Genomic DNA, 14,970 nt, shown 5'->3' with positions numbered 1-14,970 from the left:
AGCCTATCAGGGGTATGTCTTGGTAAGATAAGGCGACAGTCACCGGGGCCGTGCACCTTCATGCCGAAGGCGCATACCCGGAACAGGGGGGATAATTATTCTAGATAGGGCCGTACCTGATAGCAGTAGCAGCGCAGAGGCCTTCACGGGTCATTCATCGGAGAATGATATTCTAAACGAGATCCGGGCACTGGCCGGCGGGCTGCGCAAACAGAATGGAAAGGTTCCGCAAGACCTCGATTTTACGATTCCTATCGGGTGGGAGGAGCGGATTGGACATCTCGACGATCAACCCATCAGGCGGCTGATCATCTTCCTCCGGTCCACGGGGTGCGAGTGGGTCGAGAAGACGGGAGGGTGTACCATGTGCGGTTTTTACTGTGCAACTTCCCGGGGCAGAGAGGTATCGGCTGACGAATACATTGCGCAGTTCGAGCACGTGATGGACGCCGTCGATCTCGGTGATTACCCGATCGTCTCGATATACAACGACGGTAACATCTTTAACGAGCGAGAGATGCCGGTTGCCGCCATCGAGAAGATCTGCTCGTACATCGACGACTATCGAACCATCAAGAAGGTGGTCGTCGAGTCGAGGATCGATTATTCCCCCGACGAGCACGTGGCAAAGATGAAGAAAGCCTTAAACGGGCGGCAGCTCGAGGTGGCGTTCGGGTTCGAGTCTGCAAACGCCCAGGTGATGAACCTCTGCATCAACAAGGGGTTTTCGGCGAACAACTTCGATCTCTTCCATTCAAGGATGCGGGGAATGGGCGTGCTGACGAAACCGCTCCTCCTGGTAAAACCGCCGTTCCTCACTGAAGGAGAAGCGATAGACGACATCCTGCAGACCATCTCCTACTGCATCTCCCGCGGGATCGACTACGTCGACCTCGAGGTGACGACGGTCGAGAAGAACACCGTCGTGCACGAACTCTGGAAGAACGACCTCTACCGCCCGCCGTGGCTCTGGACGCTCGTCGAACTCCTGCAGCAGTGCCGGGAACGGTTCGGGGACCGTGCCCACGTCTACGTCAGCCCCTGGAACTACTCGGTCGAGTCGCTCGACTGGGCCCGGAACTGCGGGAAGTGCGATGCCGGGATCACCGAAGCCATCCAGCGCTACAACTCCCATTTCGACATGGCGGAGTTCGACGGTCTGGACTGCTCGTGCCGGGAGGAGTGGCATGATGCTGTTATGGCAGGAGACCCCCGCACGATCCCGGAGCGGATCCGCGAACAGCTGGCGTATATCCGGAATACCCGGATTTCGTCTCTGTAAGTGTTGAGCCGGGGGCGGGTGGGAGCCTGGTTTCTCCCCGGAGTGCAGGCTCTGGGTGGAACACCCGTCACTTTTCAGAACCTCACAATTCCCGCCTACGGCTTTCCCTGGCAATCGCCACGCACTGCCCCCGCCCCTCGGGGCGGGGAACGACTGCCGGAACGGCAGGAGTTCGAGCACCGTTAGGTGCGAATGAGGAGGCCGAAGGCCGGGCGGGATGGGGGCTAGTGGTATCCTCGAATCCGGTAGAGACAGGGGAGGGGGCACGCCCCCTTCGCACCTATCGGTGCTCAAGCTCGCTCCGCTCGCACTCCCCGTCAGCCCCTCCCCCATGGCGATACTCCCACGGTCCACTGCATGGGGATACTCCGGAGAAGAACGGAGTCCCAACTAGATCCCGGGACTCGGCTTCCCACTGGCTATCACCGCGCACTGCTCTCGCTGTGGGGGTGCAAAAACCCGCTCTCAACGCTTAAACCGCATCACAACCCGACCCGCCCGAGATCGATCTCCTGCGTCGCCCCGGTGTCGATCGACTCCCATGCCGCAAACGTCGCGAGCGTCGTCGCGACGCTTCCGGCGAAGTCCGGCTCCTCGCCCTTCACGAACGCCAGGAGTTCCTCGGCAAACCCCTTCTCCTGGGTGAGCCACCGCTTCTCCCGCGATGCCTTCCCCTCCCGCCGGAGTTCGAGGTCGCGGAAGTCGGTGATCCTCCCGACAGCGTTGCCGGCGAAGACCTCGACCGTCTCTTTGGGGTAGGAGCGATCCCCGAGCGTCGTGTAGGTGACGGTGCCGAGCGACCCGTCGTCGAACGTCAGGGTCGCCTGGAAGTTGTCGTACTTCCGGAGCGTCCCGGTCGGCTCGATCGCCCGGGCAACGACCTGGACCGGCCGTGCCCCGGTGATGTACTGCATGAAGTCGATGAAGTGGCAGCACTCCGAGATCAGCATCCCGCCGCCCTGCTCGTCGTCGTGCACCCAGTGTTCGGGCGGGATCTGCCCGGCGTTGACCCGGTAGTGCAGGACGGCGGGGGTTGCCCGGTTTTTGAAGAACTCCTTCATCTTCACGGCAAGCGGGGAGTGGCGGCGATTGAACCCGACCATCAGCCGCCGCCCGGACTCGTTTCTGGCCTCGACGATCCGGCGGAGGCTGTCGATATCGGTCGCGAGCGGTTTTTCCACGAAGACGTCTTTTCCGGCGCGCAGCGCCTCGATTGCCATCGGCGCATGCAGGTCGTTTCTCGTCGCGATCATCACTGCGTCGATATCGGGGTCGTCGAGGATCCTCCGGTAGTCGGTGGTGCAGTAGGCGAACCCGTACTTCTTCGCGACCGTCTGCGCCGAGAGTCCCGTCGCGGTCGCAAGCCCCCCGAGGTTCACCGGGAGGGCGGAGAGGTGCGGGTAGAGGGCGCTCTGGGCGTGGACCCCGGCGCCGATGCACCCGAGCGTCCGGGCCGCGGCCGGAGCCTTGCGCTTCCGTGCGCCGGGCTGTGGGAAGCGGACGACGGTGCCGGAGGCGCCCGAACCGTTCGGGCTGTACTGCAGGAGAACCCCGATGAACCGTTCCTTTCCGGTGTTGATGAGGTCATAGGCCCCCGGCGCCTCATCGAGCGGGAAGGTGTGGGTGATCAGGCGGTCGAGGTCGATCTTCTTCTGCCGCACCAGTTCGAGGAACGCCTCCATGTTCCTCTTCTCCGTCCACCGGACGTAGATCGGGTAGTCGATCCCCCGCTCCTCGTAGTTCCTGTCGTAGCGGCCGGGACCGTACGACCGGGAGACGACGACCTCCGCCTCTTTCTCGTAGAAGACGTCCCGGGGCACGTTCATGCCGACGTTCCCGACGACCACGACCCTGCCCCTGTCCCTGACCAGGCGGCCGGCGGCCTCGATGGGTGCGCTTGATTTAGTGGCCGCGGTGATGATGACCGCGTCCGCCCCGAACGGCGAGAACGCCCGCACCCGCTCGAAGAGGCCGTCGTAGTTCGAGACGACGTCAGCGCCGAGATCCGCCGCGAGCGCGAGTTTCTCGGGGTCGATATCGATCCCGATCACCCGGCACCCCGCGGCTTTGAGGATCTGGACGGTGAGGAGCCCGATCAGCCCGAGCCCGATCACCGCGACGTTCTCGCCCACGGCGACGTTCGCGTTTCTCGCACCGTGCATCGCGATCGCTCCCACGGTCGTGAACGCCGCCTCCCGGAACCCGACGCCGTCGGGGATCCTGACGCAGAGATTCTTTGGAACCGAGACGTATTCGGCATGCACCGCATACCCGGCTCCGGCACAGGCGACGCGGTCGCCGACCTCGAACTCGTCGGACGCCGTCGTCACCACCGTGCCCGCAGAGCTGTAGCCGAGCGGTTCGGGTTTGGAGAGACGGCTCATCGCCTGCCGGTAGGCCGGGAGGAGGCCGTCCGTCCCGATCTTCTGGAGGACTTTCTTGACGTCGTCGGGGCGTGCCTTCGCCTTGCCGACGAGCGACTGCTGTGCGAGATTGATCAGCGACGACTCGGTGCCGGCGCTGATGAGGGAGTAGGCGTTCTCGACGACGACCCCCCTCGTGACGGCGGGAACGGGAACGTTCTCCACCTGGATGGACCCTGAATGCAGGTCGAGCAATACCTGTTTCATGCGTGGTTCTCCCATACTCCCGACTGGCTGAGACAGTCGAGCACCTCCGAGGTCATGAAGAGATCGGGGAAGTTATTCGACGGTTCCACGGTCGACGACCGGATCCGGAGCAGTCGGCAGAGAGCCTCGAACGACCGCGTCTCCGCGGTTCTGCCGTACCGCCGCCGGGCGATCTCGCGGTACACGCCGTAGCCGAACCGGAACGCCCGGTGCCGCAGCGGGTAGTCCCCGAGCGACGCCGCCTTCGCCGCCGTGGCGAAGGACGGGACGAGACCAGGCCAGGAGCCGGGCTCCCACCGGGGGGCGAGCCCCGGTACGTCCCGCTCGAGCCGTTCGAGGCAGCGGTCGGCGTGCTCCCGGTACCGCCCGTCCGTCCGCGAGGCGTAGACGAACGAGGCCAGGGCGAATGCATACGCCCCGGAGAGGTGGTAGGCGAAGGAGAGGCCGCTCTTCGACCAATCGAACCGCCCGTCGGGGCGTTGGGCGGCCGCGAGCCACCGCACGCCTCCTGCGATGCTCTCGTCGATACGCTCGTCGCGCAGGACGTCGTTTGCCTTTGCGAGGTAGTAGGTCGTCACCCCCTGGTAGTGCACGCAGGGGAGGTCGAAGACGAAAGGATAGGTCCCCTTATCGACCGCGTAGGGGTAGACGCCGTCGGGGCGCTGGTGGCGGACGACGTTCTCCGCCGCCCGCAGCGCGGCCGCACGGGCTTCCTCATCGTCGTAGCGCTCCGCATACCAGGCAAGGAACGCCCCGCAGGAGGCGTCGACGTTCAGGTGGTCGGCGGTGTAGCCCCGGGACTTCAGGAAACATCCCGGGCTCCTCTCGGCGGCGAGGACGTAGTCCCGGGCTTTTCGGAGTTCTTCTTCGTGCGGATATCGATCCGCCGCCTCCAGGAACGCGTCGCCGATGAATGCCGTGATCAGGGCCGAAGGCTCGTTGTAGTTGACGTGAACCTCGTTCCAGGACCCGTCTGGGTTCTGGCACCCCGCGGCGTAGTTCAGGATCGGGCCCACGAGCGGGTCGCCCCCCAGACGGAGCATCGTTTTTGCGACTTCGGCGTTCACGCGGTTCCGGATGACCGGAAAGACCGGGTCGCGGATGTACGCAGTCTCGCCGTCGACGACGGCGAGGTCCCGGACCTCCCCGGTAACCCGGGAGAGAAGCGCTCTCACACGCCCGTCCATGCCATCCTCTCGATATAGTGCTTCAGTTTCAGGGCGACCGATCGCCGGTCGTAGTGCTTTGCGACGTACTCCCGGCCCCGGCGTCCCATCTCCTCCATCTTCTCGGGGTCGTCGAGGAGCTTCGAGAGCGTCGCGGCGATCGCCTCCGGCGTGTTCTCGGCGATGACCCCCGCACCCGACTCCTTCGCGAGATGGGCGATCTCGCCGTTTCCGCAGCCGACGAAGGGTATCCCGCAGGCCATGTACTCGTAGGCCTTGGTGGGCGCCGCGTATTCGAGGTTCACGAGCCTCTTTAAGGGCGCCACCCCCACAAGCGATTCGGAGAGCAGCCGCGGGATCTCCTCGCGCGGAAGGATGCCCGTGAAGATGACGGAGTCGGTCAGGCTCTCCGCCTTCACCAGCCCTTCGAGGCTCTTCCGCGTGTCGCCGTCCCCGACGATGACGAACTTCAGGTTGTAGGTGCCGTTCATCGACTTGACGGCGAGAGCCACCTTGTCGAGATCCTGGGCGTGCCCGACGTTGCCGGCGTAGATGATCTGCCGCTTCTTTCCGCCGTCCGTGGGGCGGAAGAACTCGGTATTGACGCCGTTCGGCAGCAGTTCCATGGGGGCCGTAACCCGGTAGCGCAACGAGATCCTCCGCCCGAGTTCCTCCGTCGTGACCCCGACGAGATCCGCCTGGTCAAGACACGCCTGTTCGAACCTCCGGCTCAGCCTCTCGTAGAGGCTTCCTTCCCTGAGGAACCCGAGGCCTATCGACGCATCGATCCAGAGATCGCGGATATCGAGGATCCACTTCACCCGTGACGTCCGTTTCAGGACGTACCCCGGGATCCCGGTGAAGAGCGGCGGCGCCGACGTCATGATTGCGTCGAACCGGATCCGGGTGAAGAGGAGCCAGAGTGCGGCGTGGACGGGAAAGGAGAGATAGTAGGCCATCCTGCTTGCAAACCCCGGATCCCCGGAGCCCGGCTGCCAGGTCCAGAGGCGGACGACCCGGATCCCGTCGACTTCCTGCACGTCAGAGCGCTTCCATGTACGGGGGAACGAGCCGGTGGGGAACGTGGGGTGCGGCGCAAGCACGGTCACGCCGATACCCAGTTTTGCAAGGTGCGCGGCGGTGTCGTAGATCCGTGACGCGTTTCCCGATTTCTCCGGCGGAAAGTGTTGCGATACGATGCATACCTGTTTCATGCAACTCCTCGTAGTATCTGAATGTGGTCGTGGGAGGATGGCGGCGAATCCTGCCCTTTGAGACCGTATCCGGGAGGACTAAAGGAAGCCCTCCCGCCCGTTCGGAGAGAGCAGGGATATGGACGGCGGCGATGGCGGTGCAATCGGCCGCGCAACGCTTGCAGGGTACAGCCCTGCCGGGGCCGCGATCTCACCCGGAACCGTCTGCTGCACCGATGAACCGTCGCCCAGCACGCGGACGGCAAAGCCCTGGTCGGACCACTTCTCGTGGTCGAGGATGTTCCGGGCATCTATGACGAGTTTCGTCCTCACCTGGAGCGTTGCCGGATCGAGTCTCCGGAAGCAGTCGTGATCGGTGAGAATGACGATACAGTCGCTCCCTGCGGTCGCTTTTGGGAGGTCCATGAGAGGATGCGCGAACTCCGCCGCATACGGGTCGTGGCACCGGACGGCATATCCTTCGTTCTCGGCGAGCTGGAGGAACTTGAACGCCGGGCTCTCCCTGGTATCGCCGACGTTGCCCTTGTAGGCGACGCCGAGGATGCTGATCGTCGGATCCCGGATGCCGGCGAGCAGGCCGCGTGCGATATGCAGCACGTAGTTCGGCATGGAGTCGTTGATCTCCCGTGCGGTCGAGACCATCCTGCACCGAGTCGAGTTCTCGGTCAGGAACCAGGGGTCGACGGCGATGCAGTGCCCTCCGACACCCGGGCCGGGGTTGAGGACGGTGACCCGGGGGTGCTTGTTTGCGAGGGTGATGGCCTCCCAGACGTTGATCCTGCACTCTTCCGCGAGCTGGGCGAACTCGTTTGCGAGCGCGATGTTCACGTCGCGGCAGGTGTTCTCCATTAACTTGACGAACTCCGCCGTCCTCGCATCGGTCTGGTAGATCTGCCCGCGGACGAATGTCCGGTAGATCGCGGTCGCCCGGTCGGTGGAGTCCCGGTCGTAGCCGCCGATGATGCGGTTGTTGCCCGTCATCTCGGAGAGGGTTCGCCCGGGTATCGCCCGCTCAGGGCAGTGGGCGTAGAGGAAGTCCCCGACGGCAACGCCGCTCTTCTCGAGTCTCGGGATGATGACCCGTTCGCTGGTGCCGGGAGGGACGGTCGATTCAAGGACGACCAGGTTCCCTCTGCGAAGATGGGGGGCGATCATGTCGGCGGCGCTCTTGACGTAGGCGAGGTTGGAGACTTTCGTTGCCGGATCCAGGGGTGTCGGCACGGCAATCAGGAAGACGTCCGCGGCCTCCGGTCCGGTTCTGACGAGGAACCGGCTTTTAGCCTCGCCATAAAGGTCGTCAAGCCCCGGCTCCGTGAACGGCAGGCTCCCGCGGTTCAGGCAATCCACCACGCTCTGCTTCACGTCGACGCCTACAACATCCGCCCCGTGAGCCGCAAACAACAGTGCAGTCGGCAATCCTATGTATCCTAATCCCAGTACGCAGATCTTCATGTGCATTCTCCTCGGGCAGTCATCGGGACCGTGCGGCTGCACAGACCATGACAATCATTTTTCCGGCGATACCATCGCCGTAGGGGTTCTTCCACCCGCATTTCCAGGATTCTATGGAACGAACCGCTTCGAGTATCTTTTTTGAGTCGGCACCGACCAGGACGTTCGATCCGACGTCCAGCGTCTCGGGCCGCTCCGTGTCGTACCGCATCGTGGCGCAGGGAACGCCGAGAACACAGGTCTCTTCCTGGACGCCGCCGGAGTCGGTCAGCACGAGTTTTGCTTGCGACTCCAGCTGCAGGAACTCCAGGAACCCGAAGGGTTTGGTGAGGTTCAGCCCGTCGACGCCGATACCCAGTTCCTTGATCCGCTTCTCGGTCCGTGGGTGGACGGGGAAGACGACCGGGAGGGAGAACTCCCTCTGCACCCCTTCTAGCCCTTTTAAGATCTCTTTGAGCCGGGTCCGGTTGTCCACGTTCTCCTGCCGATGGGCGGTGACGAGGAAGTATTCACGGGGTTCGAGGTCGAGTTCTTTCAACACGTTGCTCTTCTTCTGCGCTATGCCGAGGTTCTGGTATACCGCATCGACGACGGTGTTGCCGGTCACGCAGATCTTTTGCTCGGCGATCCCCTCATGGAGGAGATTGTCTCTCGCGCTCTCCGTCGGGGCGAAGAGGTAATCTGAGATATGGTCGGTGAGCACCCGGTTGATCTCTTCCGGCATCCAGCGGTTGAAACTCCGGAGCCCCGCTTCGACATGCCCCACCCGCATATGCAGTTTCGACGCCGCGAGAGCCCCGGCCATGACGGTGTTCGTGTCCCCCTGCACCAGGACGACGTCGGGAGCCTCCTTTACGAGGACGTCCTCGACGCCGGTCATGATCTTTGCCGTCTGGCCGGCATGGGTGCCGGAACCCACGTCGAGGCTGTAGTCCGGGTCGGGGAGTTCGAGTTCCTCAAAAAAGAGCCGGTCCATCTCGTAGGAGTAGTGCTGCCCGGTATGGAGGATGAAATAGTCGATACCCCTGCGTTCGCACTCCCTGATGATGGGGGACATCTTGATGATCTCCGGCCGCGTGCCGAGTACCACTCCAATCATTCTTCACGTCTCCTCTGCATCGTATCGTTCACCCTGCTCACTTCCGCATCCTTGCAGCGAGGGCAAGCGCCAGGCCAAGCATGAGTGCGACGGTTCCCGGGATCAGGAAGAGCGATGCAAGCATGCCCTGTTCGATCGGGACGAGGCCGGTCTCGCTGAATCCCCGGAGGAACTGAAGGAAGAAGAAAATCCCGGCAAACATCGCGACAATCCCGGGCAGGCCGATGTGGAGAAGTGGCTTTCTCTCCACGGCAAGCCAGAATATCGATCCGAGCACCTCCACTCCATGAGAAAGGGGGTTCTTTGTGGATGTATCGAAATCGCCGTATCTGCAGTTTATCGGCGTCTCTCCGATACGCAAGCGCCTCTCCTGGGCGATCCTGAGCATCTCCGATTCGGTCGAAAAATCGTCCATCCGAAGCGTTCCGATCATCGATTCCATGCTCTTTCTGTTCAGCGCCCGAAAGCCGCACTGCGAGTCGGTTATCGCACTTCCGTTGCTGGAGACGACATCAAGCACCGCCCGGCCGAACCGCCGGTAAAGCGGCATCTGGGCGAAGGTCCGAAATCCGATGACGAGATCGGCGGCATCGGCGCGGATCTGCTCGACCAGGAGAGGTATCTCCCCGGGGTCGTGCTGGCCGTCCCCGTCCATGAAGACCAGGCAGTCGTAGTCGTGATCGACCGCATACTTAAGAGCGCTCTTGATCCCCTGTCCTTTCCCCTTCTGGGTCCCGTGAGAGATGACGGTCGCCCCTGCATCCCGGGCAACCTTCGCGGTGTTGTCCGTGCACCCGTCGTCTATCACCAGGACTTCGTCGACGTGCTGCCGGGCCCGCAGGACGACGGAGCCGATCGCGACCTCTTCGTCGAAGCAGGGGACCGCCGCAAGCGTCCGCATCCTGCTCGCCCGCCGGGACACAAGGGCGGAACCTTCGGTGGTTTCGCTCACCACCCGCCGGTTCCCCGGAACCGCGGGCGTCCTCAGGGGGTTGACCTGCTCCTGGACCTCACAGCGGAGGGCCGGGACGTCTATCACGCTCTCCTGCCCGATGCTCCGGGGGATATGGCGGTCGATCCATCTGTCTCTCTCTGCATCTAGGTACTGCGGCAACGGCACAGTTGTTTCTTCGGCGAACCACCCCTCGAGGTGAGCGGGTGGCCTCGCCCGAACCGGATCCTTGTCGTACATCCACTTTCCCCTCTTGACGTACTGAAACGGGACTGTTCTGGCATATATTAATAGGTTATTATTAACCAAAAATGCTAAACTTATGCATAAAATAAATGTAATTACATTTACCTGCGTGCCCTTAAATCGTACCCGACTGGTTAAACGTTTCGGCCCGGGCGAGAATGGTCGCCGCCTTCCGCCGGGAGCGGGCAGGGAACACCTACGGCGTGATTCCGGCGATCTCCGGTCTTATCGTATGCCGCGTTTCGGAAGGGTTAAGTGAAGCAATCCTAGATGATGGGCGGAGGGGTTCTTTTCCCCTGCCGCACCGCTTCCGGAAGATCCATCGCCTGTGGCCTGATCCATTCAAAACAGCGATAATAAGGTGGGTCGGTTTCCCGATCCCCTCTGAAGCATTGTGCTTCATTGGGAAGTATTATATCCCGGATGTGTCAGGCTGCCGGATATCCGGTGCGAGGTGTGCGGAGACCTCCGCCATGAGGACGTGGTAGCGGTGGCGGTCGGACAGATGCCGGCTGCTCTTTGGGTCGATCGGAAGAGGCGTAAAGGAGATCCCGTGATCGATATCCCAGAGGATCAGCCCCTCGGGGGGTGCCGCAGCGACTCTTCCCTCCGCCGGTCCGGCAAGAAGCCCTGCGACATCCCCGGCTTCGGCCTCGCCCCTTCCCACCTCTCCAAGCATTGTTGCCATGCACCTGACCATGTTCCAGAGGAAACTCTCGCCCGTCACCTCGAATACGGCGAACCGCCCGTCTCTAAAGACCCGCGATGCAAGGATCCTCCGCTCGGGGTTCCGGTCTCCGGCACGGGCGAACGCCGAGAAGTCGTGCCGTCCGAGAAACTCCTGCGCCGCTTCGTGCATGGCGGGGACGTCGCCGGGGGCAGAGAAGTAGTAGCGGTATGTCCTCGATACGGCGCTGTACCGGGGGTGGAACCCGTCGGGGGCCTCGGTCCATCCTGTACACCAGATGTCCGGGGGGAGCACCCGGTTCAGCGCTTCGATAGCCAATTCCGGCTTATCCGTCCGGAATGAACAGACCTGGCACCGGGCGTGCACCCCGCGGTCGGTGCGGCCGGCGGTGGCAAATCCCGCCTCTCTCCAGTCTTCGAAGAGCCCAAGATGCCTGCAGGCCGCGATGAACTCGCCTTCCACGGTGCGGAGGTCGGGCTGCATCTGCGAACCGAAGAACCGGTCGCCGAAGTACGAGAAGCGGAACGCCAGGTTCATCGGTGTACCGTCCGCCGGATTCTCCGGAGAGCGCCCTTGAGGGACTGGCGGGTGTAGGTGTGGAGCGGGGTCATCCTTCCGCCCGCCATCGTCCGGCCTTCCCGGATCGCGGAGAGGATGGAGGCCGCATCGGGCTCGGCCGTGACGTAAGTGACCCCGAACCCGACGTAACGGGCGTTGTGGGCGTCGCTCCCGGCAACGCCGGGTTTCCTGAACCTCTTTGCTATGACTGCGGCTTTGCGATTCGCCGATCCGGTGATGTAGCGGCTGTTGAAGACCTCCACCGCGTCCACCGCGCCGATACCGGCCGCGAGCCTCCTCCCGACGCCGTGGCGCCAGCGGTGGTAGGGGTGCGGGAGGATCAGGAGAGCGCCCCGGACACGCGCGATGGTAACGGTCTCGAAGAAGTCGAGCCCGTCCGGGAGGGGTTCCGTGACGCCGAGTGCGAGGAGATGGCCCTGCTTTGTCGAGACCTCGGTGCCCGGGATCACGGTCACGGGGGTGTCGCACTCGAGGGCGTAGAGGGCACCCTCCACCGTATCGTGATCGGTGATCGCGATGGCGTCGAGGCCGACCGCCTCCGCTCGCCGGAGAATTTCCTCCACACTGCTCTCTCCGTCCTTGGAGAACCTGGTGTGGACATGCAGATCGCACCGTAGCATGAGATCAGATTATTTGTCATCCTCAGAGTAATAAGTGAAGTGTATGCGCATTCTCCTCCCGACCGGATCGGCGACGGTCGGTATCGTGAAGTCGGCGGCTGAAAGGTTCAGGGACCGCTATGAGATCGATGTAGTAATCACCGGCGAAATTGCGTCATTTCTTGCCCCCGGAGAACTCCGGAGGCTGCTTGCCGGTAGTAACTACGATATGGCGATCGTCTCCGGGATGTGCACCGCGTCGTTTGCCGACGTCGAGCGCGAGACCGGCGTCCCGGTCTACCGGGGCCCGCGGCATGCGGCCGATCTTGTGCCGGTTCTCTCGGTGCTGGAGACCGCCCCCCTCTCAAAGACCGTTCCCGCCGACGAGTTCCTCGCGGAGACCCGGCGCGAGGAGGCCTGCCGGCGGGTGGCGTTGCGGGAAGCGGAAGCGGAGCCGGACTTCATCGTCCGCGGCGTGAAAGTCGGCGGGGGTTCGAGGATGAAGGTGCTCGCGGAGATCATGGATGCGCACAGGCGCGACGATCTCCTCGCCGACGTCCGACGGTTCTTTGCCGACGGGGCGGATATCGTCGACCTGGGGTTCGGGTTCGACGCGACCCCGGACGACGTCGCGCGGTGTTTCTCCTCCCTCGCGGGGGTCGAGGGGCCGCTTGCCGTCGATACACAGGACCCCGATCTCATCGCGGCGGCGCTCTTCCGCGCCGACCTGGTGCTCTCCCTGCACGAGGGGAATATCCCCGCCGTCGGGCGGGCGGTCGCGGATGCCGGGGCGGCAGCGGTCGTGGTGCCGCGTGAGCGAACGCTTGAAGAGAACCTTGCCGCTGCAGAGGAGGCCGGGATCCGCTGCCTGATCGCCGATCCCCTCCTTCAGCCGGTGGGTTCCGGGCTCACGGAATCGCTCGCCGGGTTTGCCGATGCTCGCTGTCCGCTCTTCTTCGGGGCGGGCAACGTTGTGGAACTGCTCGACGCCGACTCTCCGGGGGCGAACGCCCTGCTCGCCGGGATGGCGCACGAGGTCGGGGCCGCCGTCGTCTTCACGAGCGAGCACAGCGACAAGACAGTCGGATCTATCGCGGAGATGCGGCGGGCAACCGAGATGATGGCCCTCGCGACGGATCGCCCGTACCCCAAGGATCTGGGGCTCGACCTCCTGATCCTGAAGGAGAAGCGGCGGCGTCGCGAACCGCCGCTGGAGTACGGGAACATCGAGGATGCACTCCCCATGCCGGGCGAGATCGTCTACGACCCCCTGGGTTGCATCCGGATCGGTATCGAAGGGGATTCGATCGTTGCCGTCCATAGGGGTCGCGCCGTGCGGGGAGAGCGGTGGGAAGATGTCTTTTACACGCTTCTTTCAAACGGGAGCCTCTCCCGGCTCGACCACGCCGCCTACCTCGGAAAAGAACTCTTCAAGGCGGAACTCGCCATCCGGATGAGCAGGAGCTTCGAACAGGACGGGCCGTTCTGAGCGGCCCGTTCCCGGAGTTTCTCATATCTGGAGTGTGAGGACGACCGGGGGTGTCGATCCCGAATTTTATGACAATACTTATATAACTGCGTGCTTATTTTCCCCTCCCGTGGCAGCGGCGAGCGGTGCCGAACCATCCCGGTTCTCTTCCGGGATGATCGCGGCTGTTCTCCCTGCCAGGACACGTAACTGTGGTGAGATTGCATGAGAATGAATTCAACCATCCTCGGGATCGCAGCCGTCCTGGCTATCGGGCTCGTTGCCCTGCCGGTTCTCGCGGCGACCGCCGACGTCGATATACGCGGTGGGGATTACGTTCCCGCCTCGCTCACGGTCGAGGGCAATACAACGGTAACCTGGACGGACTACGATGAGGTAAGCCATACCGTCACCAGCACGGGCGGGCTCTTCGACTCCGGGCCGATAGAGCAGAACCAGACGTTCAACTACACGTTTGCCGATATGGGAACCTATCCGTACGGCTGTACGCTCAACGCCTCGACGCGGCGGACACCCATGCAGGGGGTCGTGATCGTCGTCCCGGGGGGGATGATGGTCGAGCCGGGTGAGAACGTAACCCCGACGCCGACCGGGAACCTGACCCCGGGCGAGGAGCCGTTGAACATGACGCTGGTCGACCTGATCGCCGGCGAGGCGAACCTGACCACCTTTGCGGATGCCCTGGATAGAGCAAGCGTCGCGAAGATGGTGCTTACCAGCGGCGGCCCGTACACGGTCTTTGCCCCGGACGACGCCGCATTTGAGGCTCTCGGCAACGAGACTCTTACGACGATTTTCAACGATACGGAGATGCTTGACGCCCTGCTGATGCATCATGTGGTGGAGGGGAACTATACCGTAGAAGACCTGATGGCGGCAGCAAACACCACCGGGAACATGACGACTCTTGATACGCTTGCCGGGAACACGATCAACGTCACTGCGGTCGACGGCAACCTCACCGTAGAGAACGCCACAATCGTCACTGCCGACGTTGCCGCCGAGAACGGCATCGTCCACGTCATCGATATGGTTCTCGTTCCGGAGGGTCTCATCCCGGCAGAGAACGTGACCCCGACCACTGAAGCGAACATCACCATCGTCGAACCCATGGAGGGCGCCAGCGTCGCTGCCGGGAACGTCACGGTGAGCGTGAACGTCACGAACTTCACGCTGGTTGAGCCGACCGGGCAGCCGAACGCGCCGGGCGAGGGGCACCTGCACTACTACCTGGATGCCGTGGTGCCGACGAACGAGAGCGCGCCTGCTATCCCCAAGACCGGCGGCTACGTCATCTCGACGAACCTCACCCACACCTGGGAGAACGTGACGGCGGGCGAGCACAACTTCTCGGTCCAGGCCGTCAACAACGACCACACCCCGCTCATCCCGCTTGCGTTCGAGACGGTGAACGTCACCGTTGAGGGGAACATAACCCCGGTGGAGAACGTAACCCTGGTTGAGAATGTGACCGGGAACATAACCCCGGAGGCCCCGGCAGAAAAACAACGGGTTATCCCTTAACCGATCCTTTTTCCGCGAAGACCCCCGCGGCCCGGGCATGTATCTTCAAC

Annotated in this window: 11 protein-coding genes; 3 read left to right on the top strand and 8 right to left on the bottom strand. The window is 63.2% G+C overall.

Annotated elements, in window-relative coordinates; genetic code table 11:
- The first annotated feature begins 73 nt into the window (after positions 1-73).
- Positions 74-1,282 (top strand): archaeosine biosynthesis radical SAM protein RaSEA, encoded by a 1,209-nt coding sequence (locus tag MchiMG62_RS00215; protein ID WP_221058543.1) that lies wholly within the window; start codon positions 74-76, stop codon positions 1,280-1,282.
- A 482-nt stretch (positions 1,283-1,764) separates the two neighbouring features.
- Here MchiMG62_RS00215 and MchiMG62_RS00210 read toward each other — a convergent pair whose 3' ends face one another.
- The 8 genes from MchiMG62_RS00210 to MchiMG62_RS00175 all read right to left on the bottom strand — a co-directional run bounded on the left by MchiMG62_RS00210 (position 1,765) and on the right by MchiMG62_RS00175 (position 11,928).
- On the bottom strand, positions 1,765-3,912 hold the full coding sequence (locus MchiMG62_RS00210) for a bi-domain-containing oxidoreductase (RefSeq protein ID WP_221057380.1): 2,148 nt from the start codon (positions 3,910-3,912) through the stop codon (positions 1,765-1,767).
- The gene (locus MchiMG62_RS00205; RefSeq protein WP_221057379.1) at positions 3,909-5,099 is read right to left on the bottom strand and encodes a prenyltransferase/squalene oxidase repeat-containing protein; all 1,191 of its coding nucleotides are present in this window, start codon (positions 5,097-5,099) and stop codon (positions 3,909-3,911) included. Before MchiMG62_RS00205 ends, MchiMG62_RS00210 begins: the two co-directional genes overlap by 4 nt.
- Positions 5,084-6,292, bottom strand: a complete 1,209-nt coding sequence (locus tag MchiMG62_RS00200) for a glycosyltransferase family 4 protein (RefSeq protein WP_221057378.1) — start codon at positions 6,290-6,292, stop codon at positions 5,084-5,086. The genes MchiMG62_RS00205 and MchiMG62_RS00200 overlap by 16 nt, the downstream gene beginning before the upstream one ends.
- Positions 6,293-6,370: 78 nt before the next feature.
- The gene (locus MchiMG62_RS00195; protein ID WP_221057377.1) at positions 6,371-7,744 is read right to left on the bottom strand and encodes a nucleotide sugar dehydrogenase; all 1,374 of its coding nucleotides are present in this window, start codon (positions 7,742-7,744) and stop codon (positions 6,371-6,373) included.
- Positions 7,745-7,763: 19 nt separating this feature from the next.
- Entirely contained in the window at positions 7,764-8,843 is a 1,080-nt protein-coding gene (gene wecB / locus MchiMG62_RS00190; protein ID WP_221057376.1) for a non-hydrolyzing UDP-N-acetylglucosamine 2-epimerase, read from the bottom strand.
- Positions 8,844-8,880: 37 nt separating this feature from the next.
- Positions 8,881-10,035 carry a glycosyltransferase family 2 protein gene (locus tag MchiMG62_RS00185; protein ID WP_244987730.1) on the bottom strand — a complete coding sequence of 385 codons (1,155 nt, stop codon included), beginning with the start codon at positions 10,033-10,035 and terminating at the stop codon, positions 8,881-8,883.
- Between the two features lie 418 nt (positions 10,036-10,453).
- Positions 10,454-11,266, bottom strand: coding sequence for a tRNA pseudouridine(38-40) synthase TruA (truA, locus tag MchiMG62_RS00180; protein WP_221057375.1), 813 nt, complete (start codon positions 11,264-11,266; stop codon positions 10,454-10,456).
- Positions 11,263-11,928 carry a CehA/McbA family metallohydrolase gene (locus MchiMG62_RS00175; protein ID WP_221057374.1) on the bottom strand — a complete coding sequence of 222 codons (666 nt, stop codon included), beginning with the start codon at positions 11,926-11,928 and terminating at the stop codon, positions 11,263-11,265. The genes truA and MchiMG62_RS00175 overlap by 4 nt, the downstream gene beginning before the upstream one ends.
- A 43-nt stretch (positions 11,929-11,971) precedes the next feature.
- Between MchiMG62_RS00175 and MchiMG62_RS00170 the strand changes: the two genes are divergently transcribed.
- Together MchiMG62_RS00170 and MchiMG62_RS00165 are read left to right on the top strand one after the other, a co-directional pair.
- Positions 11,972-13,396 (top strand): DUF4346 domain-containing protein, encoded by a 1,425-nt coding sequence (locus tag MchiMG62_RS00170; protein WP_221057373.1) that lies wholly within the window; start codon positions 11,972-11,974, stop codon positions 13,394-13,396.
- A 204-nt stretch (positions 13,397-13,600) separates the two neighbouring features.
- On the top strand, positions 13,601-14,920 hold the full coding sequence (locus MchiMG62_RS00165; RefSeq protein WP_244987729.1) for a fasciclin domain-containing protein: 1,320 nt from the start codon (positions 13,601-13,603) through the stop codon (positions 14,918-14,920).
- Positions 14,921-14,970: the final 50 nt, after the last annotated feature.

Source organism: Methanoculleus chikugoensis, from assembly GCF_019669965.1.
GTDB classification, from domain to species: Archaea; Halobacteriota; Methanomicrobia; order Methanomicrobiales; family Methanoculleaceae; genus Methanoculleus; species Methanoculleus chikugoensis.
This window is presented reverse-complemented; position numbering and strand designations above follow the sequence as displayed.

What these genes read in the sequence shown, in the direction of transcription:
- MchiMG62_RS00210 (WP_221057380.1), bottom strand. Translation starts at nt 3,912, where the DNA reads ATGAAACAGGTATTGCTCGACCTGCATTCAGGGTCCATCCAGGTGGAG.
- MchiMG62_RS00205 (WP_221057379.1), bottom strand. Translation starts at nt 5,099, where the DNA reads ATGGACGGGCGTGTGAGAGCGCTTCTCTCCCGGGTTACCGGGGAGGTC.
- MchiMG62_RS00200 (WP_221057378.1), bottom strand. Translation starts at nt 6,292, where the DNA reads ATGAAACAGGTATGCATCGTATCGCAACACTTTCCGCCGGAGAAATCG.
- MchiMG62_RS00195 (WP_221057377.1), bottom strand. Translation starts at nt 7,744, where the DNA reads ATGAAGATCTGCGTACTGGGATTAGGATACATAGGATTGCCGACTGCA.
- wecB (WP_221057376.1), bottom strand. Translation starts at nt 8,843, where the DNA reads ATGATTGGAGTGGTACTCGGCACGCGGCCGGAGATCATCAAGATGTCC.
- MchiMG62_RS00185 (WP_244987730.1), bottom strand. Translation starts at nt 10,035, where the DNA reads ATGTACGACAAGGATCCGGTTCGGGCGAGGCCACCCGCTCACCTCGAG.
- truA (WP_221057375.1), bottom strand. Translation starts at nt 11,266, where the DNA reads ATGAACCTGGCGTTCCGCTTCTCGTACTTCGGCGACCGGTTCTTCGGT.
- MchiMG62_RS00175 (WP_221057374.1), bottom strand. Translation starts at nt 11,928, where the DNA reads ATGCTACGGTGCGATCTGCATGTCCACACCAGGTTCTCCAAGGACGGA.
- MchiMG62_RS00170 (WP_221057373.1), top strand. Translation starts at nt 11,972, where the DNA reads ATGCGCATTCTCCTCCCGACCGGATCGGCGACGGTCGGTATCGTGAAG.
- MchiMG62_RS00165 (WP_244987729.1), top strand. Translation starts at nt 13,601, where the DNA reads ATGAGAATGAATTCAACCATCCTCGGGATCGCAGCCGTCCTGGCTATC.